Origin of the sequence: Sorangium sp. So ce363, assembly GCF_051520435.1 — a bacterium.
GTDB classification, from domain to species: Bacteria; Myxococcota_A; Polyangia; order Polyangiales; family Polyangiaceae; genus Sorangium; species Sorangium cellulosum_B.
This window is the reverse complement of the sequence record NZ_CP150333.1, coordinates 4,225,980-4,252,160: the sequence shown is the minus strand read 5'-3', so window position 1 is coordinate 4,252,160 and position 26,181 is coordinate 4,225,980. Positions and strand designations below refer to the sequence as shown.

The window sequence follows — 26,181 nt, the reverse complement described above, 5'->3', positions numbered from 1 at the left end:
GGGCCTGTCTGACCTCCCCTGGCCGTTCATCATCGGCTTACGGCCTTGGCCTTTCCTTTGCGTCCCACCTCGCCATCGAGGGCGGGAGGCCAGGGGATCTCCCGGTTCTCGCACACGGAGAGTCCGCACATGCTCGGGGTCTTCGACCGCGCGGGGTCGCCCAGGAGCTCGCGCTGGCGCTCCTGGTCGTGTGGCCTTCCGCTTGCGTGAACAGCGTCGGCACCCCGATCGAGGGTATTTCGCGGCTCAATGTCCCTGCCTGCGCGTACCCCTGTCAACGCTTCGCCGACCTCCTCACGGATGCCCGCGCATGACTCGGGGCCATCATGGCTCGCTACGCCTTTGATGTAGGTCTCTTGCATACCCATCTCCGTGCCGGTTTATCCCGGCGCACTCACGCTCTCCCAAGATCCCGGAGGATCCGACGGATCGCGACGGTTCGCCCCCGCGGAATCGTCCCGCCAGGATTCCGGTGCGGTGTCGAACCGTCGCGATACGTTGCTTTCGGCGGGATTTCGGGGGGGCGTGACGACGGATCGCACCCCCTCGAGGAGCTCGATGTAGTGCTTGGTGGTGGGCTGGTAGACGAGCCGCACGAAGGCCTTTCCCGCGCTGTCGGTGAAGGCCGAGGGCAGCGTGAACGCGTACGAGACCTCGTCGTAAACGCGATAGCCGCCCGCGCCGTCGTCGGGGATTAGGTAGTCCAACCGCCTGCTGGCCCCGTACCCCCGCGGCGGGGGGCGCGTTGGCCCGGCGAGGCGGGGTGGCGGCGCCGAGCCGAATTCCGCTGTCACTGCAAATGATCGCAAATTTATGAATCAAAGTCGGCTCGCGACGGAGCACGCGCTCGATCTCCTCTTGCACGACGCCGACTCGCGCGTTAGATGCTGAACCACATGGTTCAGTATTCGAGTGCCCGCCTCGATGCTTCCTTCGCCGCGCTTTCCGACGCGACCCGGCGCGGCGTTCTGGAGCAGCTCGGACGAGCCGACGCTTCGATCACGGACCTCGCCGAGAAGTTTCACATGACCCTCACGGGCATGAAGAAGCACGTCGGCGTCCTCGAGCGGGCCGGGCTCGTCACCACCGAGAAGGTCGGCCGCGTGCGTACCTGCAAGCTCGGCCCGCGCCGGCTCGACGAAGAGACGGTGTGGATCGAGAGGTACCGCCAGCTCTGGGCCGCACGCTTCGACGAGCTGGACAAGGTCATCGAGGAGCTGAAACGAAAGGAGAACGTCGATGGACGCAAGTAAAGAGAGTGAGCCCCAATTGACGAGTAATCGCACGACGGTGGAACCGAAGTCCGATCGCGAGATCGTCGTCACACGGACCTTCGATGCCCCGGCGCGCATCGTGTTCCAGGCGTGGACCACGCCGGAGCTGTTCAGGCGGTGGTGGATACCGAAGTCGATGCCCGTGCCTCTACTTTCCTACGAAGCGGATATTCGCGCCGGCGGCAGCTACCGCCTGGTCTTTGGTCACGATGCCGCGCAGCCGATGGCGTTCTTCGGCACGTACCTCGAAGTGACACCGCATTCGCGCATCGTGTGGACGAACGACGAAGCGGGCGACGATGGCGCCGTCACGACCGTGACCCTCGAGGAAAAAGGCGGCAAGACGCTGCAGGTGCTGCACGAGCTCTATCGATCGAAGCAAGCGCGCGACGCCGCCCTGGCCTCGGGCGCGTACAGCGGGATGGGCGAGACGTTCGAGCAGCTCGAGGAGCTTCTCGTCACGCTTGGTACGACGGCGCGATCGTCCTGAAGCCATCGCGCGGGAGGGGCGCCGGGGAGCGCGACGAGCGCGGTCCTCCTTCTCGGCGCTGCGCATTCACCGGGCGGCGCGAGGCGCACGAGGGTCGCCGCCTCGGCACGGTCGTCGGCTTCGTTCTGACGCGGAAGAGCGAGCTCCGGAAGAAGGGGATTAAGTAGTCCAACCGCCTGTTGGCCTCGTACCCCCGCGGCGCGACTCGGCTGAAGGCGCTCTGGTTCGACGTCAACGGCTACTGCCCACTGTACAAGCGCTTGCACCGCGCAGTGTTCGAGCTGCCTGCGTCGAGCGGCGGCGCGCTCTCCGTACAGATCGATGCGCGTCGTCTCGCCAAGCTCTTGCGCGGTAGCGCGCGTGAGTCCACGCGAAAAAGTCGACGCGGGGATAGGGCGTCCAAACATCGTCAGCGAGCGCGCAACCGCCCAGCTGCGCGCCCTCGCGCTCTGTCCCGAGCCGGCCTTCGTGGTGCCCGCCGAGGTGCGCCGCGCGCCGCGCGGCTGGTTCGCCATTCGCCGGCGACCCGCCGATCCTGTACGCCGCGCTCGCCGGCCGCGCCATCCGCGGCGCGATCACCCCGAACATCGCCGCGGTGCTGCGCGGTGAGAAGGCTCCCGACGACGCGCTGGCCCGCGAGCTGGGCGCGATGGGGCTCCTCTGAGTCAGCGCGCGCGCCGGTAGTGCATCGCCACCGCGCCGCAGCGGAGCGGCTTGGCCGAGACCAGCTCGAGCCGCCGCGTGGCGGGCAGCCCGCTCTGGTACAGGGTCGGGCCGTGGCCGGCGAGCTTGGGGTGGACGAGGAACTTGTACTCGTCGATGAGATCCAGCCGATCCAGCTCGGTCGCGAGCTTGCCGCTGCCGAGGAGCACGCCGGCCGGGGTCGCGTCCTTGAGCTTCTGCACGCCCATGCGCAGATCGCCGGCGATGTGGTGGCTGTTGGTCCACGGGAAGTCCTTGCGCGTGGACGACACCACGTACTTCGGCTTGGTCTCCAGCTTGACCGCCCACTCGCGCATCGCCGGAGGCGCCTCCTCGTCGCCGCGGGCGACCGCCGGCCAGTAGCTCTCCATCATCTCGTAGGTGACGCGGCCCCACAGCATCGCGCCGCTCTCGTCCATGAGGCGGCTGAAGAAGGCGTGCGTCTCGTCGTCGGCGATCCCCTCCTGGTGGTCGACGCAGCCGTCCAGGGTGACGTTGATGGCGAAGGTCAGCAGTCCCATGCGGCGAGTCTCCTTCAGAACGAGGCATCGGTCAATGTTCCGGTAGTGCAATGCGCACCGCGAGGTTCCCGGCTTTGTCATCTCGCAAGACTCTCGAGTCCGTGTAGTCGCAAAGCACAGGCCCGATCTGACGTTCTGGCAAGATGTGCAGCTGCAGGGATTCCTGAGTCCCCCCTACTCTGGGTGGGACGTTTTCGGTAGCGGCCCAGGGGACAAGTCGGCTCACCTTCGAGGAGACTTGGGTCTCCTGCGTCGCCAAGGTTGATGTGAGCTTGTCTACCATCAGCGCAACGTCAAACCGGGTGCCTGCGGCTGCAGTGCCAGCGCGTGGGCAAATCAAGCCGGACCTGGAGCATCAAATCGCGCGACGCTGGAGGCCTCATGTACTGATGTCAACGCCGTCGATCCAGATCGAGGCGCGCTCCGCCTCGACGAGGGCGCCGAGCGCGTAGGCAAATCAAGCCGGATCGCAGCGCGAGGAAGTGTATCGCAGCAAATCGAAAGGGTGGGACCGCGAGCGTCCTGATGGCTCGGTCCTGGGTCGAAAGAGCGTGGTCCGTGCGGCGCCGAGCGCGCTACGGGGCGCATCGGCGGATCGCGACGGTTCACCCCCGCGGAAGAGTCCCGCCACAAACACCGGTCGAGGACGGGCGGTCGCCGGAAACGATAGCGATTTCCATAGCGTCCGCCTGTTTCACCGCCGAGGGCGGGGCCGGTGTGGCCCAACGGGGCCCCCTCCGCCGCTGCGTCGTCCGCGGTGAAGGGCCTGTCAAGCGACGGTAACTTCTCTCGGGCGGAGATCCGCTCAGCCGCCTCCCTCGGCGCTGCCGTGCTTGCAGGAAACCGATCGCGTCAAAACGCCGACGCTCACTCCACGGCGAGTTCGACCGGCCCCGCGGCAGGGAACGAGAATGTCTGCTGCTTGATCGCATGATCGATCCCCACACACATGCCGTGGGTGCAATCCTGGTCACCCCAGAAAGTTACATGCGCGGTCAGGGTGCCAGCATCGAGCGCGACGAGCTTGTCGCAGGCTGGGGGGGATTCGCGGCCGGCTTGACATTCGGCGGGCAGATCATGGTGCTCGAGGACCCGGCCATCCCAGGTGAGCTCGACGCTCTCGTTCGGCCCGAGGGTCTTCAGCTCGCTCGAGAAGCAATCTAGCGGGCCCTGGTCGTCGTTGTCCATGTACCACCCGCAGGTGGGCCACCCGGACAGACCGGGCGATTGCGGCATCGCATCGCCCTCGCTGACCCTGAACGCCCTCGAGCATTCGCCGTTGTCGTCGTAATAGATCGGCGATGCGCGCTTGTTCGTGAGTTTGAAGACCACGTTCCCCGGCGACGCCTCGTCACGCAATTCGTCGCACTGAGATGAGGCCCCGCCGTCGCCGCCTTGGCCCCCCTCCCCGCCGCCACCGCCTTCACCGCCGCTGCAGCCAAGAAGCGCAATTCCCAAGAAGCTGAGCCAAACAACAAGACGACTCTTCATGGGGACGCGCGTTAGCACGTTTCATGCCATGTGCCATCGAGCGTCTAAATGACTGATTTTGCAAGTATTATCCCCTGGCGGCGACGGACAGCCGTGTGCCGACGTGGGCCAGGACCGGCCGCGCTGCCCTCCTCAGCCGCTTGAAGCCAACATGGCCCCGCGACCCGGCGGCATCCGTGCCAACATGCAGGAGCCCTTTCGCCGCTCCTTTTCTCACCGCTCCCTGTGCCGTCTGCAAGTCCGCCATGGCGTCGCCAGGCATCAGATCTCGTCAAGGCCAAGGTCGCGGCAGGGATCGCGAGCGTCGAGAGAGATGGAATCCTCTCTTCCAGCGAGGTTCGCGCGCGGCTCAAGGCCAAGATCCGAGCGAGCTCAGGTGTCCGCTGAGTGGTCGCACCGCTACAAGAACGGTTGGAAGCAGGTCGCGACCGGCTCGCCCGCCCCGCGCGCTCGAGCCCACCATCCGCTCGTCTACGCCGAGGGCTGGAACGCCCTGCTCGTCTATGGGGGATACACGAACGACGCCGTGAACGGGACCGGCCTGTTCACGCCAGAGAATTACCTCGGCGACCTCTGGAGGTTCGACGTCGACACGGAGACCTGGGATCAGCTCGTCTTCGACGAGGCCGCCGGACCGGGCCACCGCGACAACGCGAAGCTGATCGCCGATGAGCACGAGGGCCGCATCTGGCTGTTCGGGGGCAGCCAGTTCGACGGTACCACCCTGTCCGATGTCTGGTACTTCGATCTCCACGCCGGGACCTGGACCCGCGTGGACACCGCGATGACGGGGCCGGCGCCGGCGCCGAGGTTCGGCCAGTTCTACTTCACTCGGAGAACCGCCACGGCCTACGAGCTCTACATCTTCGGGGGAGCGACCGCGGAGTTCGCGCCAGTGCTGCTCAACGACATGTGGAGATTGACGATCCCCCTCGACTGCGGCGGCTGAGTCTCCCCAAAAGCTTCGAATACGCCGGTCTCAGGCGAATTCGAAAACCTCGCCCTGGTCACGATCTCCTGAGCTCCACAGGCCGGACTGCCGGGCTGAACATCTTCCCTGACGTAGAGGGCCTGCGCCCCGGTAGCCATGCGAGAGAACGCAACCATGCGACCAAGCAGCCGCACGACGCCGAGCACGCTCCGCGGCATGGTGACGTGAACGGCGAGTTGCCACGTCAGCAGGCTCGTGCCTTGGCGCAGCTCTCGTGTTACGAGGTTGGTGTCCATGGGGGATGCTGGAGCGCCGGGCGCCACGGTCGCGAAAGAACGGTTCCGCAAGTGGAACGACTTCGTCCGTGAGCTGGATCTCGCCAACCCGCTGCGCCGTCTCGTACTCGACTCATGGGAGCGCAGTTGGGCGGCGGCGGTCGACCCGTTCGTCCGCCCTTCCGGCGGATCAACGACGAGGAGCTCGCGAGGAGGCTGGAACGGAGCGCCGACCTGGTCGGGGCCGCCATCCCTCACCTGCACTGGGCCGCCGCGCTCCTACGGGCGTCGGAGCCGGCCGTCTACGTCGTCGACGGGGACGGCATCGTCCTTTACTCGGTCGGCACGTCTCGTTCGATGATGGAGACATTCGGCCTCCTGCCCGGATTCGACTGGTCGGAGCGGGCGATGGGGACCAACGGCGCCGGCACCGCCATTGCCGCCAATCGCCCCGTCGCGATCGTCGGGCCGGAGCACTTCGCGAGCGCATTCGACGACTGCACGTGCACCGGCGCGCCGATCCACGCGCCCGACGGTACGATCATCGGCGCGATCGACGTCAGCACGTCCGTCGCGGCCGGCAGCCCCGAGCGGCTCGCGCTGGTGGCGCACATCGCCTACACCATCGAGCGCGAGCTGCAGGCGTCATGGGAAAGTCGCCGCCGCGAGGCCGAGGAGGCGGGCCGGATCCAGGCCGAGGAGGCGCGCGAGCAGCTCGCCCGCCTGCAGGCCGTCACGGCCGCGCTCGCCCGCACGAGCACCGCCGGAGAGTCCGCCTGCGTCGCGATCCGCGCGATCGGCGCGATCCTGCGGGCCCAGGGCGCGCGGGCCTACCTGCGAACGGACGACCCGCGAGGGCTGCGCCTCGTGGCCTCGGCTGGTCGCCACGATGGCGGATCAGTGCGCTCAGGCGGTCGAGCGCAATTCCCTCTTCGAGTCGGAGATGCGCGCCCGCGCCGAGGCACAGGATGCGGTCCGACAGCGCGAGCGATGCTCGGCATCGTGGCCCACGATCTTCGCACCCCCCTCAGCGCGATCATGCTCCGGGCGGCCCTGCTGAAGCGGGAGCTGGCGTCCCGCGTCGACGAGGAGAAGTGGCGGGACGGCGTACGGATAATCGAGCGCGCAGCGCGCCACAGCAACCGCCTCATCGCCGACCTGCTCGACGTGGCGAGCATCGACGCTCGCCGATTATCGATCCTGCCCGCCCCCCACGAGGTCTCCGACCTCGTGGGGGATGCGACGGAAACGGTGCGCTTCGACGCGACCGGCCGCTCGTTGTCGGTGCACGTGGAGGTTCCGACGGATCTGCCGCGGGTGCTCGCCGATCGCGACCGGGTCGTCCAGGTCCTCTCCAACCTGCTCGGGAATGCCCACAAGTTCACGCCCGACGGCGGGGCGATCGGCGTGCGTGCCGCGGCGCTCGACGGCGAGGTGGGGATCCACGTCCGGGATTCCGGTGTCGGAATCGCGGCCGAACACCTCCCACGCATCTTCGACCCGTACTGGACGCGCCCGAACAACAGACAGCGCGGCACTGGCCTCGGTCTGGCGATTGCGCGGGGGATCGTCCAGGCGCTCGCCGATCGCTGAAGCGCATCCTACGTGCCGCCGGACTGGACCGGTGACTGGCCAACACGGTGTATGTATATAATATTACATAACCGAGTAAACCCGTTGGATCTGTTGCTTTTTTTGTAGAAGGGCCGGTGGATCGTACTGTTTGTACGTGATGTCATCTGTTGGTCGTCAGCGGAAATTTCCAACATGTCGAAATGGTTTTGAGCAGGCTCTCCTTCGCAGGCTGTTGACCGTGACGCCATTTGTTTAAAGTAAGCGCTCCAACGCCGAGTCATGCGCAGCCGACGAATTTCAAATGTGATTGGGTTCGACGATGCGCCGTTCGAGCGGGGGATGGGTGGGAAGGTAGCGCTCGTGGGGACGGTTTGTTCGGGGACGCGGCTCGACATCGTGGTGCGTGGGCACGTCGAGCAAGATGGCAGCGACGCCACCGGGGTGATGGCAGAGCTCGTGAAAGAGAACGAGTTGGTTCACGTGCGCGGCGTGCTGATGCAGGGCATCACGGTGGCGGGGTTCAATGTCGTCGACATCAACGCCCTGGCGGAGGAGCTCGGGGTGCCGGTGATGGTCGTGATGCGCAAGCGGCCAAAGATGCAGAAATTCCTCGAAGCGCTCGAACAGGTGAAGAGCGCGCGTGAGAAGCGGAGCGTGCTCGAGCGAGCCGGACCGATCGAGCCTTGCGCTGGCCTGTGGGTGCACCGCGCCGGCTTGTCGCTCGAGGAGGGGCGCGAGCTCATCGAACGGACCACGTTGCACGGCGCCATCCCCGAGCCGCTGCGCCTCGCGCACATCATCGCGGGAGGGACGACGCGTGGAGTGAGCCGTGGTCGAGCTTGAACGCCCGCTCGGTCGCAAGGCTTACTTCAAGATTCCGCACCTGCCCGGCTCTCGCACTGGCTCGTCCGACCGCACCGCTCCGCGCGAGCTTGCCGAGCGCTGTCTGGTCGCGCCGCGCCCCGGAGAAGAGGTGCTCGTGCAAGAGAAGCTCGACGGCTCCTGCGTCGCGGTCGCGCGCCTCGGCGACGCCGTGCTGGCGCTGGGCCGTGAAGGCACGCTCGCCGCGCGCTCCGAGAACCCCGGGCGCCAGATGTTCGCGGCCTGGGTCGAGCAGCGTGCGACCTCGTTTCGCGAGCTGCTCCACCCCGGTGGGTGGCTCGTCGGCGAATGGCTCGCGCTTGCGCATTCGACCCGTTACGAGCTCCGCCACGAGCCATTCGTGGTCTTCGACGCCTTTCATGAGGGCCGACAATGGACGTTCGACGAGCTCGACGCTCGGTTGCAAGGCGCATTTCCTCGTCCGGCGCTCCTGCATCGAGGTGGCGCGCTCGGCATCTCGGCCATGCTCGAACGGTTGGGCAGAGGCGGCCACGGCGCCATCGAGCCGCCGGAAGGCGCTGTTTGGCGGGTCGAGCGCGCCGGGCGCGTCGTCGGCATGGCGAAATATGTGCGCAGGGACAAGATCGACGGTGCGCTCCTTCCCGAGAATTCAGGGCATGAAGCGGTCTGGAACTGGAAGCCATGAAGACGGTCACCTTCGTCACCGGTAACGGCTGGCGGCACGACGAGGCGAAGCGCCTGCTGTCGGGGCTGCACGTCGAGCGCGCGCGCATCACGCTCGCCAAAGGCGACTCCGAGAAGCTCGAAGAGATCGCCACGGCGCGCGTGCTCGACGCCTTCAGGCAGCTCGAAACACCTTGCTTCATCGAAAATACGGGCATGTACCTGGAGTCGAGCGAGGCCTTCGCGGGGGCGCAGGTGAAGCAGCTGCTGCAAGAGCTCGGGCCCGCCGCTTTCAGCGCTCGCTTCGGTGGGCTGCGCGGCGTGACCCGCGTGGTGGTGGCGTACACGGCGGACGGCCGCAGCGTGAAGCTCTTCGCAGGTGAAAACTCCGGGAGCGTCGCGAAGGGACCGCGCGGCGAGCAGGGCTACGGCTGGGACCCTGTGTGGATCCCGGACGGCTTCGAGCGCACGTTGGCCGAGCTCCGGAGTTCGAAATATGTCGTCAATATGCGACTTTTGCCTTTTCTCGAGCTCGCCGCCGAGCTGCGTGGCACGGGCTTCGAAGGCGTGTTCGAGTCTCACGTGACCGTCGCCGCCTGCGACGAAGCCGCGTTCGCCAAGACCTGCGACGCGCTCGGCGTGAGGGCGCTGTTCATCTCGCTGCCGCGCGGCCGAACGCCGCGTCAGCCGATGACGGGAGCACACCACCGCGGCTCGCTGCAGGAGGTCCTGCTGGTCGTACATCAGCTGGCTCGCGATCTCGCGCAAGCTGGCTTCGAGGTCATCCGCACCAAGGTGGAGGCCGTCGGCCCGCATCGCGATCTGCCGCTCACGGACGATGTGGCCGCGCGGGCGCCGCGTACCAACTATTTCGAGCACCACGCCAAGGTCGTGCTGCCTTCGCCTGACAGCGAGGCCGAGGTTTCGCGCGCATTTGCCGAGCTGGGGGCCTACCTGTCGCGCGGCGCGCCACGTGCGGACGGCGTCGAGCTCCGCTTCGTCACGCTGCGCTCGTGGGGCTTGGGGCAGGCTTCGGCCGACGCGCGCTTCGATCAGGTGCTGGCGCTCGCAGCGCGGCTCGGTCTGCCTCTGCGCAATCGTACGCGTGAGTACACCGTCTATGATTCGGCGCTCGATGTGGACACGGGGTGGATGGCTTGAGCCTGATCCGTTCGTGGCTCGAGCTCATGCCGCGCACCGAATTCGGTGCCGACGCCGTGCTGCGAGGCAGCCAGCTCACGGCGAGCTGGGTCCCCGGGCGCGTCGCGGCGGATCTCGACTTCGTTCTCATGGGCGACTGGAGCCTCGACCGCGCCACGCGCGTCGTGAATCAGCTCCTGGGTTCGAGCGAGCTGCCGGCTGAAGGCGTCGTCGCTGACCTCTGCGTCAAAGCGTGGGGCATCTGGCTCGAAACGCCCTGGCCTGGCCTGCGGCTCGAGCTTTCACGCGGGGAACGAAGGCTACAGGTCGACTTCGGTTGGGGCGAGGTGCTCGGCGTCGCTCCGCGCCCTTTCGAGCTAGAAGGTTTCACGCTGCCGGCCGTCGCACCCGAGGTGATGTTCGCCTGGAAGGTTCACTCGCTGGTGGAGCTCGGTCCGCGTGGTCGCTGGCACCCGAAGACGCTCATCGATCTGGTGCTCTTGGCTCGGCACTGCACGCTCGATCCCGTGGCCACCAAGCGTTGCGTCGAGAGCGCCTTCGCCAGCCGCGAAATGAGCCTCAGCGCGCTCGACGCTTTCTTCACGGCCGAGGATTGGGGGTCCGGCCGCAGCAGCCGTCACAAGTGGAAGAAGTACGTGGCAACGGCGCCGTGGGTCACCTTCTCGCGCGCCGACGCCATCAGCGAAGCGCGCGAGGTAGTGCGGTCGTTCCTGCACCCCGTCAGCTGACGAAGCCGCGCCCCCCGTGTCAGGGAAGGTGTCGCCGAGGGACCACGCGCAGCGACATCTCGCGAGCTCCCCGGCTCGCCTCCAGCAGGTGGATATCGCTTTCCCTTGCGTCTCTTGCGCTCTTGCGGTGTCCTCTCCATGGATCACGTCGTTGGTGGCGGGGGATCGCATTGGAGGACGAGCATGGAGAGCTTCTCGCGATGGTCAATGGGGGTGTCTGGGCTCGGGATGGTCGTGGCCCTGACGGGAGCCGCCGGCTGTTTCGGCATGGCCGAGGGGGAGGACGCAGCGCTGGCCGAGCCGATCGCGGCGGGGGCGCAAGCGCTGACCGGGTGGCAGTGCGCGGCGTGCGTCAGCGGTGAAACCACGCACTCCGTGTCGCTGAGCCAGGGCAGCGCGCTCGGCTGCGCGAACGGCGAGGCCTACCGCTGCGAGCTCATCCCCTGGGCCACGCGGGCGTCCTTCGCGCATTGCGGCGCCTCCGTCGCCTGTCCGCCCGGCTGGTACGTGAGCGGCTCTCAGAGCGGGCCGAGCTACTGCGCCGGGATCTACGACCGGATCTCGTGCGGTGCGGTGCCGTACCCGAGCGGGACCTACGCGACGTGCGACCCGATCTGCTACCCCGGCTTCACCGAGACGGTGGTGAATGCCGGCGTGCCGAGCTGTGATTACCAGGACAAGCGCACCTGCGTGAAGTGAGCGGCGGCGCCACCTCCCGCCGGCAGCCCGAGCAGGCGACCGATCGCCTCGTGAACGACCCGGGCCCCCACCTCATCCCCGAGGGCGACGGCGCGGCTCAAGGTGCTGGCGAGCGAGGCGACCACCGCGGCCCGACGCGACGTCTCGGTCCGCCTCCGCGGAATCGTCCCGCCAGGGATTGCTGACGCGCGGACCAGGGCGGCCGCGAAGCGGGATGCTGGGAAAAAATCTACAATCGCCGGCGCGCGCGAGGGCCCATGGTGAGCGCATGACCCGACACGACCCCCACGCTTTTCTTCTCTCCGACACCTACGTGCAGCTCCTCGACGGCGGCGCCGCGAAGCTGGTCCCTGTGGACGCCGAGTTCTGGGCGAAAATCGGCGAGCGCAAGGAGCTGCACGCCGGCCGCATGGTGGGCCTCTTTCACATGGATGAGAGCCCCGATCACCGCGAGGTCCACCCCCGTGGCGACGAGGTCCTGATCCTGCTCTCCGGCTCGGTCGACGTCGTGCTGGAAGACGAGGGCGGCGAGCGCGTGATCGAGCTGCGCGATCAGGGCACGTGCATCGTCCCTCGCGGCGTCTGGCACGGGCAGATCGTGCGCGCGCCGAGCGTGATGATCTTCATCACGCCCGGCGAGGGTACCCAGCACCGCGCGTGCTGATCGCACGCGCTCCGCTCGTCGTGGGCGTTGCGCCCATCCTTGGATGTGACTATGGCGTTCGCCGAGCTGAACGACTTCGCATGACCCACGATGCTCCGCCTGGAGCGGTGAGCGACCGCTTCGACATGTTCACGCGCGCAGAGCGCCCGGATCTCGGCGCCCTGATGGATGTCGTCGTCGCGCAGGCATGGGCCGCGACGCCGTTCATCTACTCCAACGACGTCGAGGACGCCTATCTGGAGATCCTACGGGAGGCCCCCGCGTTCACGTTCTGCCTCGTCGAGAGGGCGACGGGGCGCCTGGCCGCCGTCGGCAACGCCGCTCCGATCGCCGTGCGGAGCGACGATCTGGCGGCGCCGCCCGACAGCGGCTGGAGGTGGCAGGTCCTCCGTGCGAAGGCGGTCCGCGACGGCGAGCCGCCAACGCACCTGGGCGCCTTCACCGCCTCGGTGTCGCCGCTGTTCCGCGGCCAGGGCGTGAGCGCGCTCGTTCTCGCCGGCTTCAAGGCGCTGGCGCGGCGATCGGGCCTCGCCGGCGTGCTCGCCCCGGTGCGCCCCCCGTCCAAGGCATCCTGCCCAGGCATCGACATCGAGGAGTTCCTCGATCGCGCCCGCGAGGACGGCTTGCCCACCGACCCGTGGGTCCGAACGCATGTCCGCGTTGGGGGCCGGATCGCCGGGACTCCCCGTTGCGCCCTCGTGGTCGACCTGGAGCTCGATTTCTGGGAGGTCTGGCTCGGCAGGCCTATCCTGCCTTCCGAGCGGTCTTTCGAGATCCCCGGCGGCCTTGCCCCCGTGTACGTCCAGGGTCGGCGCGGACGTTATGAAGAGCCAGCCGTCTGGATCGTTCACTCGCTCTGACCCAGAGCTGCTGGACCCGACTGGCGATGTGGATTTCGGGCCCTATGGCCGCCCAGCACAGGCCTCGTCGCTGTCCCATCGGGGGAGTACCAGCCGCTCGGCGGTCGCAACCGTGCCTCGCGCGTCGGTCACCACCCCCCTGATCCGGAGCGGTTGGCCGATGGCACAAGCTGGCTCACGGAGCACGGCCGGCCATCCGATGAACTCGCACCGGCCGTCCTCGAGCTCCTCGAGCGCGATCCTCCCCCGGCTGGTCGTCGCCGAGGACGGATCGTCGATCACGGTCGTCGTAACCTCGAGCTGGGCGCCTTCGGGCTCCAGGCCGAGCGTCCTGACGCTCGTCCACACGTGCCAGCCGCCCTGAGCGCCGTGGGCGAGCTCGACCTCCTGGCCGTCGGCCAGCGGCTCGAACTGCCACTCGCCGGTGCCGAGCTCGGCGATGCCCTGCGCCGGCGACTCGTCCCCGCCAGCGCAGCCGGGAGCGAACGCGAGGAGCACGGCGAAACCCGCGGCGGAGGTCGAGCTGGCCACGGCGTGGACTCCTACGAGCGCCGGCGGCGGCGCGCGGCCGCCAGCAGCCCGAGAAGCGCGCCGCTGAGACCGACGGCGCTGCCCGCATGGCCGCCGGCGTTGCAGCCTCCAGAGGCGGCCGCGACGGCGGGCGGCGGCACATCGACCGGTCGGCCACCCGGCAGCGAATCGGGCAGCTGCGGGACGCGCCGGTCGTAGAAGGACGCGGGGACGGGCTCGTCGGGAAGCACGCAGGTCGACGTGCGGCTGCCGTCGGCGTCGATCGTGCCTACCGCCACATAACCGGTCGAGCAGCGGCAGGTCGGCGTCATGTTCATCGGCACGCACTCGCCGTTCGCGCCGCAATCGAACGTCGCACAAGGATCCGCGAGCGGCGGCGCGTCAGGAAGTGCGCGGTCACCCGGGTTGAGGAACGACATGCGGAGGTCCTGGCAGGTCACCGTCGGCCGACCCGACGGATCGAACGTGGTGCGGGCGGTCGTCCCGGGCACACACGCGCAGGCGGCGACGGGCTGGGTGCCGTCTGCGCCCTCGACGACGCGGCACAGGCCGCCTGCGCCGCACGCCGCGAAGTCGCACGGCGACGCGGCGCCGGCAGCCTCGGCGCCCGGCGCGACGCACAGGTCGCGGTCATCGACGTAGCGCGGGAGCAGGCGGGTGTTCGACACCACGGGACCGTCGGTGCGCCGGAAGATCGGATCGACGGTCATCTCCTCGGGCGACAGGCGCGTATAGAGCCGGGTGATGGTCGCGTTGCCCTCCAGCAACGGCAGCAGCGCGTCGCGCGCGGCCAGCTGATCCTCGTCCGAGGTCATCGTGTTGCGGACCTGCTCGGCGATGTCGGTCGTCGGTCCGCTCATCTCCGTGACGAAGCCTCGGCCGCCGGCCTCGTCGACGCCGCGCGCGACGAGCGCCGTCCAGTTCGTCTGCACCGGCCACTGGTTCGCGCTCCAGACGATCTGGTTGTCGTCGATCTCGACGTCCGGCCAGTTGGCCGGCCCATAACGCCGGTCGCCGAGGATCATCACGGTGATGCCCATCTCCGGCTCGGCCGCGATCGCCGTCAGCCGGATCGGGATCGACGGCGACCCCGACGGAAGCGTGAAGCGGAACGGCTGGATGTCGGTGACCTCGGCGTCCGGCTGGAGCCGCAGCGCGAGGAACTTCATCCCCTCGCTCGTATAGATGCGGATGTACGGCACCATCGCGTCGTTGACGCGGAAGTTGTTGTCGCGAAGCCAGCCGACGAGCGCCGTGGGATCGGTCGACTCGACCACGGCCACGTCGTACGGCCCGACCTCTTCCCGGATGTGCACCGTGACGTCGCCGTCGTCGGTGCCGCCCGCGGTGGGCCCGCCCCCCGCGGACTCGGGGAAGGCGGGGTAGCAGTTCGGGTCGTCGGGCCACTGGAACTGCGGGCCCGTCGCTGAATCGAGGGCGGTGAGCGCAAGCTGCGGGAACACAGCGAGGCTCTCCACCGCCGGCACCTCGGCGAGCGGAACCACCCAGGCGAAGTCCGGCGCCGCGCCCGCATACTGGATCTGCGTCACCATCGTGACCGAGCCGTCCTGGTTCGTCGCGAACAAGATCCGCTCCGCGGTCTGGTCCACCGGCTGTCGTCCGCAAAAGAATCCGCCGCACGCCTCAGCGGGTCGTGGCGCAGTCATCAGCGCCGCCGCCGCCATCACCGTAGCCACCCATAGCTTGCGCATGGTCTACATCCTCCTCGCCCGACCGATCGGGCGAACGCCCCCAGGCAAACACAGTGCCATGCACAAGAAAAGGCGATTCCTGGGTACGACCACGCCGCCCTCGCGGAGCCCGCTTTCGAGAGCGCATCCGCTCGCCCTTCGGGGCCGCCTTCGGAGATAGCGTCGATTCATGACAAGCGTACTCGCGATCATCAGCGCCGCCGCGCTCGCCGGCCTGGAGAAGCAACACGGGGCGTGCGAGCCAGGGAGCGTCCTGCCCCTCGATCGCTACCTGAGCCGACACCGCGCCCTCGAGCCCCTCTCCGAGGGAGGCACGCTCTACCTGGCCACGGTGCGCCAGCCCGGAGAGCGCCTCTGGCTCGTGGCCGCGCTCCGCTTCCCCCAGGCAGAGGCCGAGATGTGGACGGCGGAGGCGAACGTCGCTCCCATCACCGACATCACCGATCTGGTCGGCAGCCTGCGCTTCTCGAGCGGCAAGGGCCTGACGGCGGCGCCCGGGAAGCTCGCGATGTCGCTCCAGACGCCCCGCGCCCTGACCGAGGACGACCAGGTCTTGCTCGAAGCGCGCGTCAGCCCGAGCGCGCGCGCTGCGTACGAGGCCGCCAAGCGAGACGCGCTGCCGCCCAGGAAGGCCGCGAAGCCCGCGGTGAAGCCCGCCAAGAAGGGCCAGCCAGACGCCATCGCCGCGCCGGCCCCCGTGGACGACCTCGATCTCGTCGCCGCGCTCGCGAACATCGACGACTGGCGGCGCCTGTCGAAGGGCGGCAAGGAACGCGTGCTCGCCGAGCTCGTGGAGCGCCTCGCCGCGGAGGCTTCCGGACCGAGCTTCGAGCTCGCGGCGCCGCACGTGGGCAGCGACGGCCTCGGCGTCCTGCGCGACACCGAGACGGGGCACGAGCTCGTGGTCGTGCCCGGCGGCGTCGCGCGCGTGGGCTTCGCGCCCGACGACATGCTCACCTGCTGGGCCGCGGCCGACCTCGGCGACGTCGACGAAGCGGCGTTCCAGGACGGCTTCCGCTCGGCGCGGCCCCCGCGCTGGTTCCGCCTTCCGCCGTTCCTTGTCGCGCGCCGCGGCGCTCCGTGCGCGGAGGACGAGCGCGACGATTATCTCGCCGCGGCCGCCCGGCGTGGCTACCGCGAGATCCGTGAGGTGGAATGGGAATGGTGCGCCCAGGAGGGCGGCGCCGTCTCGTTCGTGGGGATGGCGCGGGGTGCGCCCGACTTCTCGCCGAACCAGGAGCCCGCGCCCCTCGATCCCACCGGCCTCGGGCTCCACGATTTCATCGACGAGCCTTGCCGCATGGCCGACGCCTTTCACCCGACCTGGGACGCCGCGCTCGAGACGGGCGACTTCCCGCCGGGCCCGGGCGACGCCCCGCGCGCCCTCCGGCTCGCGCACACCCAGTGGCAGTCCCGCGAGGAGCTGATCGCCTGGCACCGCGCGGCGCGAGCCTGCGAGTCGGAGCACACGCAGGGCACCCTCCGCCTCGTGCGCGACTTGCCCTGCAAGGACGCGGCGCTCGACCTGCTCGCCCGGGTCGCTCTGCCCACCGAGGCGCCCATCGCTCGCCTGATCGAGGCGATCGGCGGCAAAACGCCCGACAGAAAGCGCGCGCTCCGCGTCCTCGACGTTCTCGCCACCGACCCTGCCGGTGCGCCCGAAGCTCCCGCGCTCCTCGCCCACCTCGTGAAGGGCGACCCGGCGTGGGATCCGAAGGTGCACCTCCACGCTCTCCGGCTCGGCGTCCGGCTGGCCGAGGACCGGGGAGCGCGCGAGGAGCGCCCCGGAGCGCGCGCCGCCGCGCGCGCGGCCCTCGCCAGCCACGAGCCCACGCTCGCAGCGCGGCTCCGGGACGCGGCGCCGAACGTCCGCGCGCACGCCCTCTACGCCCTCTCCCCCATCGCGCCGTCGAGCGCGACGCGGGCGGCCGTGCTCGAGCTCGCACAGCGCGAGAAGCAGGAGCCGACGCGCATGGCCGCCTTCCTCTGCCTCGGCGCGTGGTTGGCGCGCGAGCAGGACACCGAAGCGCACGAGCTGCTCGCGGGCGCCGTGAAGGGACGCTCGGCTCCCCTCGCCTCCGTCGCCGCGCTCGCGCTCGCGCTCGGCGCCCCGCTCGAGCGACTGCCCGAAGGAGGGCTCCTGCGCCTCTGCCAGGCGCTCGGCCTGAAGTCCAAGGCGGCCGACGCCCTGCCCTTCTGGGATGGAAACCTCCGTGAGCGAGCCTTCGCGATCCTCCGGAACGCGAGCGAGGCCACCCGCGAGGAGGCCGCGCGCTCCCTGCTCGCGCCGCTCGAGGGCCCGGACGCCCCCTCCGCGAGGATCGTGGCGCTCGGGCTGGCGCTCCTGTTCCCGCGTCGGCCGAACGAGCGCGAGACGGTCCGCCCCGAGGCGCTCTCCCCCATGGCGCGGCGCCTGCTCGAGCTCACCGCCGAGCGCGAGGTCGACGCCCCCGTCGACTTCGGATCCTACGCGGTGCCCCCGTCCCTCGCCCTGCGCCGCGCGCTGATCGGCCTCGGCCCCCGGCTCCCGAGCGATCGGCTGGTGCGCCTCCGCTTCGGCGAGGAGGACGTGGAGCTCCCTCTCTGGCGGGCCAGCGAGCGCATCGACGCCGAGGACGACGACCGGGCCAGGGAAGCCCTGAAGAAGCTCGTCGCCGGCCTCTCGCCGCTCGAACGGCTCGCGCTCTGCCTCGACCCCCGCCGGCTCCGCGACCTCGACCTTCCCGGCTCGAACCAAGGCCAGCGGAAGCTCATCGCCGACGCGGAGGCCCAGGACAGAGGTGCGACCGTGGCGCTCGCGCAGGCCGAGCTCGCGCGCCTCGACGACCTGCGCGCGCGCGGCGCCGAGGTCACGTACTCGACCGTGCTCCGGCTCTTCGCCTGCCTCGTCGAGCCTGGAAAAGAGCTTGATCCGAGCCTCCTCGGCCACCTCGATCTCACGCTGAAGGAGTCCGAGTCGCTGCCCGAGGAGGTGTGGCGCACGCTGCCACGGGCCGCAGCGCACGAGCTGCTCGAGCGCACCGCCACGGCCTTCCTCGACGAAGAGCTCGCCGATTTGCAGACCCTGCGCACCAGGTCGCGCGGCGAGAAGGTCGTCGACGCGGCGCTCCTGCTCAAGAGCTTGCGCGGGCTCAAGCTCGGCCTCCTGCTCATGGCCCCCTTCGGTGCACGCTGGAAGGCCGAGGAGATCGAGCCCACGCTCGGCGCCTGGCCGGAGGCGAAATCGTTCGTGGCCACCTTCAACGCCGATTACGCCAAGGTGAGCAGCGTGCGCGCCGCCGTCGACTTCATCATCGCTCAGCGCCCGAACCTGGGAGTTTGAGCGACGGCCGCGCTCCGCCTCCGCGGGCGATGTGGCGCAATGCACTGGAAACGGGGACGAGGAGCCGCCCAGCGTGTCGTGGACGGGCTCCTCAGATGCTTGGATGAGTTGCGGATCCAGCATCACCATTCCGGTCGGGAGCGGTTCGCCCGGGTTGAGCAACTGGGTTGGCGCCGCGCGCCGCCGCGTTGGCATGGAGCGCGCTCGGCCCCCTTCGGACACCGCAGGAATAGCGCTCTTCTCGGCCTGGAGAACAGCGCCCTCACTGGTACGCGTGTTGCCAACACCGCCCGTGATGTGGCAAATGAGGACTCTCCATCTCACATGGTTGACGCTCGCCGCCGTGGCGTGCGGCACGGAGCCGGTGGCGGTAGACCCCCGGACAACCTCGCAGCTGGTCCTCGACGGAGGGCTCAGCGGGGAGCGCCCGCAGGTCATCGTCCTCGTCGTCGATGACGCGGACACGGCCGAAGCGGCGCAGCTCCGTGAGCGCGTCGCCCAGAGCGTGCGCGCGAGCCTCCTCGCCGTGATCGAATCGCGGTGGGGAACCTGCGGCAGCGCGGATCCGGCCCAGTGGCACCCCGGCGAACTCCGGGTGGTCGTCGCGCGGCCGAGCGCGCCCGACGCTGCCGCGCTCGTCACCTCGAGGGAAATCCCCGCGCTCGCGTGGACCACGCAGACCTCGCACGAGGAAGAGATCGAGCCGGTGATGGCAGGCGTGACAGAGGCGCTGGGACAGCGGCTCGCCGAGCCTGGGGAGGAGTACCACCCGCTACGGACGGCCAGGCGCGCGCTGGAGCTCGTCACGGGCGCGCGCCCCCCCGTGGGGGAGACGGAGGTAGCCCTCGTCAGGTCGCTGCCCCAGGACAGGATCGCGAGGCTGCTCGTCGCGAGCACGCGCGACGACGAGGGGCCCGGGCTCGTCGCCGACGAGGTACCCAGCCAGACAGCGCTGTCGATGACCCTGGACACGGAGGTGGTCGGGCCTTTCACCACGCCCGATTGGACCTGTCACGCCATCGACGAAGGCAGCGGGCGACTCGCGGCGTGGAGCGAGCTCGTGCGAGCGGAGCCGATCGCCTCGAGCTGCGACGATCAGCACACGTGGGACATGCTCCTTCACCCGGGCTTTGCCGATTGCGGCTTCATCTGCCAGGCCCACCCGCTCGCCGTGGACGCCGGAGGCGTGGTCGCTTGCAAGGTCATGATCGATCAGGCCGATCTCGAGCGCTGCGATGCCGCGCGAGGTCGGCGCGATCCAGGCGGGCAGCCCACGCTCGTCGAGCACCACGGCGCAGAGCTGCGCCGCTGCGAGGTCGTGCAGCTCGCCGGCGCCGACCTGGAGAGCTGCCGGCATTCGCTCGATTGTCCAGGATGCCCGAGCGGCTTCTGCGCGACCGAGGTGCCGGAGCTCGTGTCGCAGTGGCGCTGCATGCCCTCGGAGCACCCATGGCCGCTCCGGTTCATCGGCGGCGCGATCGAAGGCCGTCGAGGGTGGCTCAACATCACCTGCAGTACCGAAGCAGAGGAATGAGAGACGACATCGCGCGGTCGCCGTGCCCGGTCGTCGATACCTCGTTCCGAAGCTGACAAATCCTCTCATTTTGTTGACATCATAGCGAAGAAGAAATTGAACAGGGAGGCGAGGAGGCAAGGAGATTGGTGGGATTCCACTCCCCGTCTCCCCGCCTCCCTGTGAATTCTCCCGGAAAGGAACCAGCAGGGTCGGGTTCAGTCGAGGAGGGTCCAGGTGGCCTTGGCGGTGCAACCGTAGGCGTCGAGCGCGCCGGGGTGCGAGAGGGGGACGAGCTTGGTCTGGCCCTTGGCGAGCGGCCCGGTCACCGAGCGGGTGTAGGGCCCAGGATCGCCGTAGTAGTGCGTGACGGTGAAGGTGATCTTCGCATCCTCCGGAACGCCAAAGAGCGAGGTGTTCTTGATCGCCGCGTTCGGGTTGAAGATGCTGGGATAGGTGATCGAGCACGAGAGGTTCACGGTCTTCGTCACCGTGCCGCCGCCGTCGTCCCCCCCGGGGCCGATGATCGCCTCTGCGCCCTCACCCACGACCTCGGCGGCGTCGCTCGCGCCCTCATCGGCGCTGTCGCCGTCGAGCGGCTCGGCGATGCAGGCGACGAGCGAGAAGGACGAGATGAGCGAGCAGAGGAGCAGGTTCTTGATGTTCATGGTGGTGTGTCCTTGGGTCGGGGTTCACGCTCACGAGATCGCGTGTCGGCGGCCTCTGGCGAGTTCGAGTCGCCTGGGTGGCCCTCGTCGCTGTCTCGCGGCGTCGCATCCCGATAGAGCAATCGGCAGGCCAGGTTGTCGAGGCGCTTCGAGCCGCCCCCGGCGCGCCCAGGATCCACTGGAAAGACGGCCTCTTTCGGGGTTTTCGCGCTCCACCGCGCGGCGCCGGGGGGGCGCCCGCGCGGCGCGGTGGAGGTCAGAGCCCCCACGCCGACGGCGCGAGCCTCCACCACGTGTCCTCTCAGGTGCTCTCTGGCCCGGGAGGACGCGGCCGGCTCAGGCTATGTGCTCGTTCGACGGGTCGGCGCCACCCACGCCGCCCGCGTCCCGCAGGCTGTGAAGGGAGCGCGGCGCCTTCGATGCACGAGCCCGAGGAGTCGAGCGCCCGTCCGTCGCGATCCGGCGGCCTCCTTGACGGCGATCGGCGCCCCATGGGATCGTCGGACATGCAGACCGAAGCGCGTTTTTCCGAGGCGCGCAGCGTGCAGCGCGGTCCTCGACGTCCAGGTGGTCCTGCCGCAGGCGGGGCGCCTCGGTGAAGCTCAAGGAGCGTTGATGCTGGCACCGGGCGATCATCCCCGCTCTTTCTTCTCGGACCCTCCGAGGGGTCACGCCGCGTGCGTGGGGGTCCTGGTTGGCCCCTGCATCGCACTCGCCATCCTCGCGGGCAAGCACGTGGCCGTCCCCTGGTTCGTGGTGGAGGCGGGCTTGTTCGTCGTGCTCCTCTGCGTCGCCGCCGCGACCCGCAGCCCTGCGCTGCGCGTCTCTCTTCCCCTCTTCGTCCTTCCGCTCGCGTACCTTTTCTTCCGCGTGACCCGGGATGCGATGACGTGCCCCGACATCCCCCCTTCCTGGCACGTATGGCGAGAGTGGCTGCCGGGCATCGGGAGCGTGTTCGGGCTCATGTCCGCCCTCGTCGGCGCCCTCGGCGTGGTGTTCTTCGCTGCCATGGCGAGCACCATGGTCCGCGTGCCGCCGCGCGCTCTCCACGCGGCGAGCGTCGCCGTCCTCGCGCTGGCCACGGGCCTCATTGCCATATCGACCGCTCACGCCGTACGAGAGCCCGATCCGGAGGATCACATCACGTCCCTTCCGAGCATCGGGGTCGTCCCGCCCGTCGAGGGGGAGCCCTCGATGATCGCCGAGGGCCCGTCGGACCCGTCCGGACCGCCCCTCGTGACGCGCATCCACGACGTGACCATCGGCCGGCTGGGCGTGCGCCGGTTGTGCCCGAGCCTGTCCGAGAGGTGTTTTCTCGATGTGGAGGAGGCCGGGAGGCCTTTCGACGCTCACCTCGTGACGTGGCTGTCTCAGCGGGGCATTTACACGATGGTCGACCCCGAGGCGTGCTGGCAGCAGCCGGGTTGGATCAACCCCCGCGATTCTCTCGTCATCCGCCAGGCGTCGCCGCTCGTTCGCGAAGCGTCTCTGTTCGCCAAGCACCGCGAGCGGGGCGAGCTGCTCGTGCTCGACGGAGCGATCCTCGATGTCCATCGCGGCGGCGAAGCAGGTCCGGCCGTCGTCACGGCGCCGCGGTTCTTTGCGACGGCCGTGTCCATGCGCCTCATCGCCGACATGCTCGGCGCGCACCGGCGCGCGATCGCCGTCGCGACCTGCGGGACGCTGCTCTCCGCGGCGCTGCTCGGGTATCGCCGGCGCGCCCGCCGCGCCCTCGCGCGGATCGCGGGGGCGAGGGTCGCGGTGATCGAGCAGAACGGCTGGCTCGACTTCGCGGACGGCTCGCCTCCCGTGCGCGCCGCAGACCGCGGCTTGCCGCCCGGACCGGTCGTGGTCCTCGGACCGACGTCCGCAGGCACGTACCGCGGAGGGGCTCTCTCCGGCGCCGAGATCGTCGCCGGAGAGCAGGCAGGGCTGCTCGAGCGAGGGCGCGCACGGATCGCCCAGATCGACGTCCTCGTCTTCTTCGTCGCGGTGCTCACGCCGCTGCCGCTGCTGACCCTCGCGGTCACGCTGAGCCTCTGGTAGCGGCCGGCGCCCTGCCCGCCGTTGCGCGCCCCATGCGGGTGCTAGGGTGGCGCTCATGTCGAACGCGCTCCGAGCGACGCTCCTGAGCCTCTTCGGCAGCCTCGCCCCCGGCTGTGCCTCGCCGGGCCAGCTCGCCGCGACGGCGGCGCCCTCGGCGCCCGCCGATCTCGTGATCACCGCCGGCGTCGTCCGGACCATGGACCCCGGGAACCCGCGCGCCGAGGCGGTCGCCGTGCGCGGCGAGCGGATCGTCTTCGTGGGCAGCGCGGCCGACGCGAAGGCCTTCGTCGGGCCGGGGACGCGCGTCGAGGAGCTGCCGGGGCGCGCGGTCGTGCCCGGCCTCGTCGACGGGCATGCCCACCTCTACGGGCTCGGGGTCGCGCTGGAGACGCTGAGCGTGCGCGGCGCGAAGAGCGCCGAGGCGGCGGCGGCGCTCGTGGCCGAGGCGGCGAAGGCCCGCCCGAAGGCCGAGTGGATCACCGGGCGCGGCTGGGACCAGAACCTCTGGCCGGGCGCCGCGTTCCCCACGCACGCCCCGCTCGACGCGGCGGCGCCGGAGCACCCGGTGGCGTTGCGCCGCGTCGACGGGCACGCGCTCTGGGCGAACGCGGCGGCGATGCGCGCGGCCGGGGTCGGCCGAGGCACGCAGGATCCGCCGGGCGGGCGCGTCCTGCGCGACGCCGCGGGCGAGCCGACGGGCGTCTTCATCGACAACGCGATGGGCCTCATCGAGGCCAAGGTCCCGGCCGACCCGCCCCCCGTGCGCGAGCGGCGCATCCTGCGCGCGGCCGAGGAGGCGCTCTCGTCCGGGCTCACGGGCGTGCACGAGATGGGCATCGACGACGAGACCGCGGCCGTCTACCGCGCGCTCGCCGCCGCCGGGCGGCTTCCGATCCGCGTTTACGCGTACCTCGCGGGCGATGGGAACCTCGATGGGCTGAAGGCGCGCGCGCCCGACGTGGACCCGACAGGCACGGCGATGTTCGTGCTGCGCGGGGTCAAGCTCTTCGCGGACGGCGCGCTCGGCTCGCGCGGCGCGGCGCTGCTCGCGCCGTACGCGGACGAGCCCTCGACGAGCGGGCTCCTGCTGATGGATCGCGAGGGGCTCGCGCGCGCGGCGCGGCTCGTCGCGGACGCGGGCTTCCAGCTCGCTGTGCACGCGATCGGCGACCGCGCCAACCGCGCCGTGCTCGACGCGTTCGAGGCGCTCGGCCCCGGGCGGGCGGCGGCGCTGCGGTTCCGGGTGGAGCACGCGCAGATCCTCTCGCCCGACGATCTGCCGCGCTTCGCGGCGCTCGGGGTGATCGCCTCGATGCAGCCGACCCACGCGACGAGCGACATGCCGTGGGCGCCCGCGCGGCTCGGCGCCCATCGCCTGAAGGGCGCGTATGCCTGGCGGTCGCTCCTGTCGTCGGGCGCCCGCCTCGTGTTCGGCTCGGATTTCCCGGTGGAGGACGCCTCACCGCTGCTCGGCATCCATGCCGCCGTGACCCGGCAGGATCTCTCGGGCCACCCCCCGGGCGGGTGGATGCCCGAGGAGCGGCTCGACCTCGACGAGGCGCTCCTGGCCTTCACCGAGGCGCCCGCGTACGCGGCCTTCGCCGAGGGCCAGCGGGGCCGGATCGCGCCTGGCTACGTGGCCGATCTGACCGTCCTCGGCCGCGATCTCTCGCCCGATCGCTCGCTCGTCGACACGCCGATCGACATGGTGGTCGTGGGCGGCCGCGTGGCGCGCGCGCCGGCGCCGCGGTGAGCGGCGCGCGTCGCGCTTCGTCCGGACCGCCATGAGACCTCACGGCCGACGCATGCAAACGACGAACGAAAGGAGGGATGAGCACCTATGCTTGCACGCTACCAGATCGTCCGCGGGCGCCGTCGGGAGGACGATCCGCTGCCAGAAGGCAAGCGGTACGACACGCGCAAACACACGCACCACGTCCTGAGGCCCACCCCGGAGATCGTCGAAGAGTTCCTGTCGGATCCCTCGCAAGCTGGCTTCAAGAGGTTTCGCGCCGCCTACTTTGCGGTACTCGACAAGCGGTTTACGGAGCAACGGGAGCACTTCGACGCGCTGGCGCGGGAGGCCCGGCAAGGCGACGTGTTCCTCGGCTGCAACTGCCCCACGGCGCGCCAGCCCGACGTCCGGCACTGCCACACGTGGCTGGCGCTGGAGTACTTCGCCCGCAAGTACCCGGACCTGGACGTGAGGCTCGATGCGCGGTGAGCGGCGTTCACCCATGCCCACGGCGAGCGGGGCCGCTCGCGCGCCGCGCTTTCGCCGAGAGCGGCGAGGGACCCGCGGCTCAGCGCCGCATCCGTGAGCAGCAGTCGTCCGCCTCGGGAGCGGCAACCGCGGGCCGCGCGCCGCTCGAGTCGGACAGGTCCTCCTGCTCGTCGGGGTAGCGGATGCGCTCGTCGCCGGCCTTGGCGCCCAGCCCGGTGCTGCGCCCCTTGGGCTCTTCCCATTCCTCCTGGCGCCCGAGCGCGGTCAGATCGAGGAAATAGTACGAGCCGCCCGTCGACTCGGTGCCGCGCCCGTAGGTCGAGTAGGTGTGGTACACGCGCTCGCCGTCGCGCAGGAAGCAGCTCAGCCCGTGCAGGTCGAAGGGCTGCTTGCCCCCCAGATAATAAGCGGAGCCAGCCTGCTCGTGCTCGGCGGGTGTTCGGTAGTTGTACTCCACGGGCGCGACCGACTCGTCCAGCGTGACGTGGTAGTCGTGGTTGAAGCGGCTGCCCGCCGACGAGTACCAGGGCACGGGCCAGCCCATACGCGCCTTGAACGGCGCGATCTTCTCCCAGGGAGCGCGCGAGATGAACGCGAACGTGGTGCCGACGTTGTGCCAGTGCCGCAGGTGGCCCTTCGAGATCTGATCGGCGTAGCCCGAGCAGCTCGGGCAGCCGCGATCCTTGGGTGTGCCGTCGTCCTCGAACAGCCACATGAAATGATAAACGATGAGCTGCTGCCGGCCCTCGAACAGATCGAGCAGGCGCAGCTTGCCGTGGGCGCCCGAGAACTCGTACGGCGCGGTCACCTCGACCATCGGCAGGCGCCGGCGATCCGCGTTGAGCCGATCGCGCGCTCTCGTGAGCTCCTTCTCGCGGGCGAGCAGCGCCTTGCGCGCCTCCAACCACTCGGCGCGCGACACGACGCGGGGCAGTTCGATCCGGGTCATGGGGACATCTCCATTGTCATCGGGAATGGGCCTCGCCCGATGCGGGCGCTGCCGCGGAACGGGTTCGGAAGGTCGACTGCTGAAGCGCGCGGAACTCATCGCTGCATCCGACAAAAAAACGTCGCCGGCCGCCGCCATGCCTATGGCATGAGCATTGCTTAACCACACCGACAGCGGCCCAGGCGGGCGCTTCGGGGGGCGAGCGCGGTAGCGCCGGCCGACCCCGAGGGGGTGGTCACGAGGGCCTTGGTCGGACGGACACCGCGCGGCGTGCCCCCGCCTGGCGCCGTCCGTCGCAACATTGGCGCCCGACGCCGCTGCCCCAGCGGCGCGGCGAGC

Annotated in this window: 23 protein-coding genes and 1 pseudogene; 17 read left to right on the top strand and 7 right to left on the bottom strand. The window is 69.8% G+C overall.

The features are described 5' to 3' along the window. Positions 1 to 380: 380 nt before the first annotated feature. A complete protein-coding gene (locus WMF12_RS16225; protein ID WP_437872434.1) occupies positions 381 to 707 on the bottom strand; it encodes a hypothetical protein in 327 nt (108 codons plus the stop codon). Positions 708 to 896: 189 nt separating this feature from the next. On the opposite strand from WMF12_RS16225, the gene WMF12_RS16220 reads away from it, so the two are divergent. From WMF12_RS16220 to tnpB, 3 genes and pseudogenes are all read left to right on the top strand, one after another. Continuing rightward, entirely contained in the window at positions 897 to 1,253 is a 357-nt protein-coding gene (locus WMF12_RS16220; RefSeq protein WP_437872433.1) for an ArsR/SmtB family transcription factor, read from the top strand. 37 nt (positions 1,254 to 1,290) lie between these two features. Beyond that, positions 1,291 to 1,764 (top strand): SRPBCC family protein, encoded by a 474-nt coding sequence (locus tag WMF12_RS16215; RefSeq protein WP_437872432.1) that lies wholly within the window; start codon positions 1,291 to 1,293, stop codon positions 1,762 to 1,764. A gap of 179 nt (positions 1,765 to 1,943) precedes the next feature. Further along, a pseudogene (gene tnpB / locus WMF12_RS16210) lies at positions 1,944 to 2,120 on the top strand (IS66 family insertion sequence element accessory protein TnpB); the annotation flags it as partial. A gap of 309 nt (positions 2,121 to 2,429) precedes the next feature. Here the strand turns inward: tnpB and WMF12_RS16205 are convergent. Both WMF12_RS16205 and WMF12_RS16200 read right to left on the bottom strand, forming a co-directional pair. Next, on the bottom strand, positions 2,430 to 2,987 hold the full coding sequence (locus WMF12_RS16205; protein ID WP_437872430.1) for a dihydrofolate reductase family protein: 558 nt from the start codon (positions 2,985 to 2,987) through the stop codon (positions 2,430 to 2,432). Positions 2,988 to 3,854: 867 nt separating this feature from the next. Further along, complete coding sequence (locus WMF12_RS16200) at positions 3,855 to 4,478, bottom strand: hypothetical protein (RefSeq protein WP_437872429.1); 624 nt, start codon at positions 4,476 to 4,478, stop codon at positions 3,855 to 3,857. A gap of 376 nt (positions 4,479 to 4,854) precedes the next feature. Here WMF12_RS16200 and WMF12_RS16195 point away from each other — a divergent pair, with 376 nt between their 5' ends. The 9 genes from WMF12_RS16195 to WMF12_RS16155 all read left to right on the top strand — a co-directional run bounded on the left by WMF12_RS16195 (position 4,855) and on the right by WMF12_RS16155 (position 12,877). Continuing rightward, positions 4,855 to 5,427 (top strand): Kelch repeat-containing protein, encoded by a 573-nt coding sequence (locus WMF12_RS16195; RefSeq protein WP_437872427.1) that lies wholly within the window; start codon positions 4,855 to 4,857, stop codon positions 5,425 to 5,427. A 392-nt stretch (positions 5,428 to 5,819) separates the two neighbouring features. Further along, positions 5,820 to 7,277, top strand: coding sequence for an ATP-binding protein (locus WMF12_RS16190; protein ID WP_437872424.1), 1,458 nt, complete (start codon positions 5,820 to 5,822; stop codon positions 7,275 to 7,277). 261 nt (positions 7,278 to 7,538) lie between these two features. Next, positions 7,539 to 8,102, top strand: a complete 564-nt coding sequence (locus tag WMF12_RS16185; RefSeq protein ID WP_437872423.1) for a DUF99 family protein — start codon at positions 7,539 to 7,541, stop codon at positions 8,100 to 8,102. Then, positions 8,089 to 8,787, top strand: coding sequence for an RNA ligase family protein (locus tag WMF12_RS16180; RefSeq protein ID WP_437872422.1), 699 nt, complete (start codon positions 8,089 to 8,091; stop codon positions 8,785 to 8,787). The genes WMF12_RS16185 and WMF12_RS16180 overlap by 14 nt, the downstream gene beginning before the upstream one ends. Beyond that, complete coding sequence (locus WMF12_RS16175; RefSeq protein WP_437872421.1) at positions 8,784 to 9,926, top strand: non-canonical purine NTP pyrophosphatase; 1,143 nt, start codon at positions 8,784 to 8,786, stop codon at positions 9,924 to 9,926. The genes WMF12_RS16180 and WMF12_RS16175 overlap by 4 nt, the downstream gene beginning before the upstream one ends. Further along, positions 9,923 to 10,654, top strand: a complete 732-nt coding sequence (locus WMF12_RS16170) for a nucleotidyl transferase AbiEii/AbiGii toxin family protein (RefSeq protein WP_437872419.1) — start codon at positions 9,923 to 9,925, stop codon at positions 10,652 to 10,654. The genes WMF12_RS16175 and WMF12_RS16170 overlap by 4 nt, the downstream gene beginning before the upstream one ends. 183 nt (positions 10,655 to 10,837) lie before the next feature. After that, on the top strand, positions 10,838 to 11,353 hold the full coding sequence (locus WMF12_RS16165) for a hypothetical protein (RefSeq protein ID WP_437872418.1): 516 nt from the start codon (positions 10,838 to 10,840) through the stop codon (positions 11,351 to 11,353). A gap of 268 nt (positions 11,354 to 11,621) precedes the next feature. Continuing rightward, on the top strand, positions 11,622 to 12,017 hold the full coding sequence (locus WMF12_RS16160) for a cupin domain-containing protein (RefSeq protein WP_437746551.1): 396 nt from the start codon (positions 11,622 to 11,624) through the stop codon (positions 12,015 to 12,017). An 80-nt stretch (positions 12,018 to 12,097) separates the two neighbouring features. Next, positions 12,098 to 12,877 (top strand): hypothetical protein, encoded by a 780-nt coding sequence (locus WMF12_RS16155; protein WP_437872415.1) that lies wholly within the window; start codon positions 12,098 to 12,100, stop codon positions 12,875 to 12,877. Positions 12,878 to 12,919: 42 nt separating this feature from the next. Here the strand turns inward: WMF12_RS16155 and WMF12_RS16150 are convergent, their stop codons facing one another. Both WMF12_RS16150 and WMF12_RS16145 read right to left on the bottom strand, forming a co-directional pair. Then, positions 12,920 to 13,408 carry a hypothetical protein gene (locus tag WMF12_RS16150; RefSeq protein ID WP_437872414.1) on the bottom strand — a complete coding sequence of 163 codons (489 nt, stop codon included), beginning with the start codon at positions 13,406 to 13,408 and terminating at the stop codon, positions 12,920 to 12,922. A gap of 11 nt (positions 13,409 to 13,419) precedes the next feature. Beyond that, positions 13,420 to 15,120 carry a DUF2330 domain-containing protein gene (locus tag WMF12_RS16145; protein ID WP_437872413.1) on the bottom strand — a complete coding sequence of 567 codons (1,701 nt, stop codon included), beginning with the start codon at positions 15,118 to 15,120 and terminating at the stop codon, positions 13,420 to 13,422. Positions 15,121 to 15,289: 169 nt separating this feature from the next. Between WMF12_RS16145 and WMF12_RS16140 the strand changes: the two genes are divergently transcribed. Beyond that, positions 15,290 to 18,442 (top strand): hypothetical protein, encoded by a 3,153-nt coding sequence (locus WMF12_RS16140; RefSeq protein ID WP_437872412.1) that lies wholly within the window; start codon positions 15,290 to 15,292, stop codon positions 18,440 to 18,442. A 304-nt stretch (positions 18,443 to 18,746) separates the two neighbouring features. Next, positions 18,747 to 19,976, top strand: coding sequence for a hypothetical protein (locus WMF12_RS16135; RefSeq protein ID WP_437872410.1), 1,230 nt, complete (start codon positions 18,747 to 18,749; stop codon positions 19,974 to 19,976). A 197-nt stretch (positions 19,977 to 20,173) separates the two neighbouring features. Here the strand turns inward: WMF12_RS16135 and WMF12_RS16130 are convergent, their stop codons facing one another. Further along, a complete protein-coding gene (locus WMF12_RS16130; protein WP_437872409.1) occupies positions 20,174 to 20,623 on the bottom strand; it encodes a hypothetical protein in 450 nt (149 codons plus the stop codon). A 681-nt stretch (positions 20,624 to 21,304) separates the two neighbouring features. Here WMF12_RS16130 and WMF12_RS16125 point away from each other — a divergent pair. The 3 genes from WMF12_RS16125 (at position 21,305) to WMF12_RS16115 (ending at position 24,893) form a co-directional block, all read left to right on the top strand. Then, positions 21,305 to 22,669: a hypothetical protein gene (locus WMF12_RS16125; RefSeq protein WP_437872408.1), complete on the top strand. Its 1,365-nt coding sequence runs from the start codon at positions 21,305 to 21,307 to the stop codon at positions 22,667 to 22,669. 55 nt (positions 22,670 to 22,724) lie between these two features. Further along, positions 22,725 to 24,422, top strand: coding sequence for an amidohydrolase (locus WMF12_RS16120; protein WP_437872407.1), 1,698 nt, complete (start codon positions 22,725 to 22,727; stop codon positions 24,420 to 24,422). Between the two features lie 87 nt (positions 24,423 to 24,509). Continuing rightward, complete coding sequence (locus tag WMF12_RS16115) at positions 24,510 to 24,893, top strand: hypothetical protein (RefSeq protein WP_437872406.1); 384 nt, start codon at positions 24,510 to 24,512, stop codon at positions 24,891 to 24,893. A gap of 79 nt (positions 24,894 to 24,972) precedes the next feature. Here the strand turns inward: WMF12_RS16115 and WMF12_RS16110 are convergent, their stop codons facing one another. Further along, positions 24,973 to 25,842, bottom strand: coding sequence for a DUF899 domain-containing protein (locus tag WMF12_RS16110; protein ID WP_437872405.1), 870 nt, complete (start codon positions 25,840 to 25,842; stop codon positions 24,973 to 24,975). Positions 25,843 to 26,181: the final 339 nt, after the last annotated feature.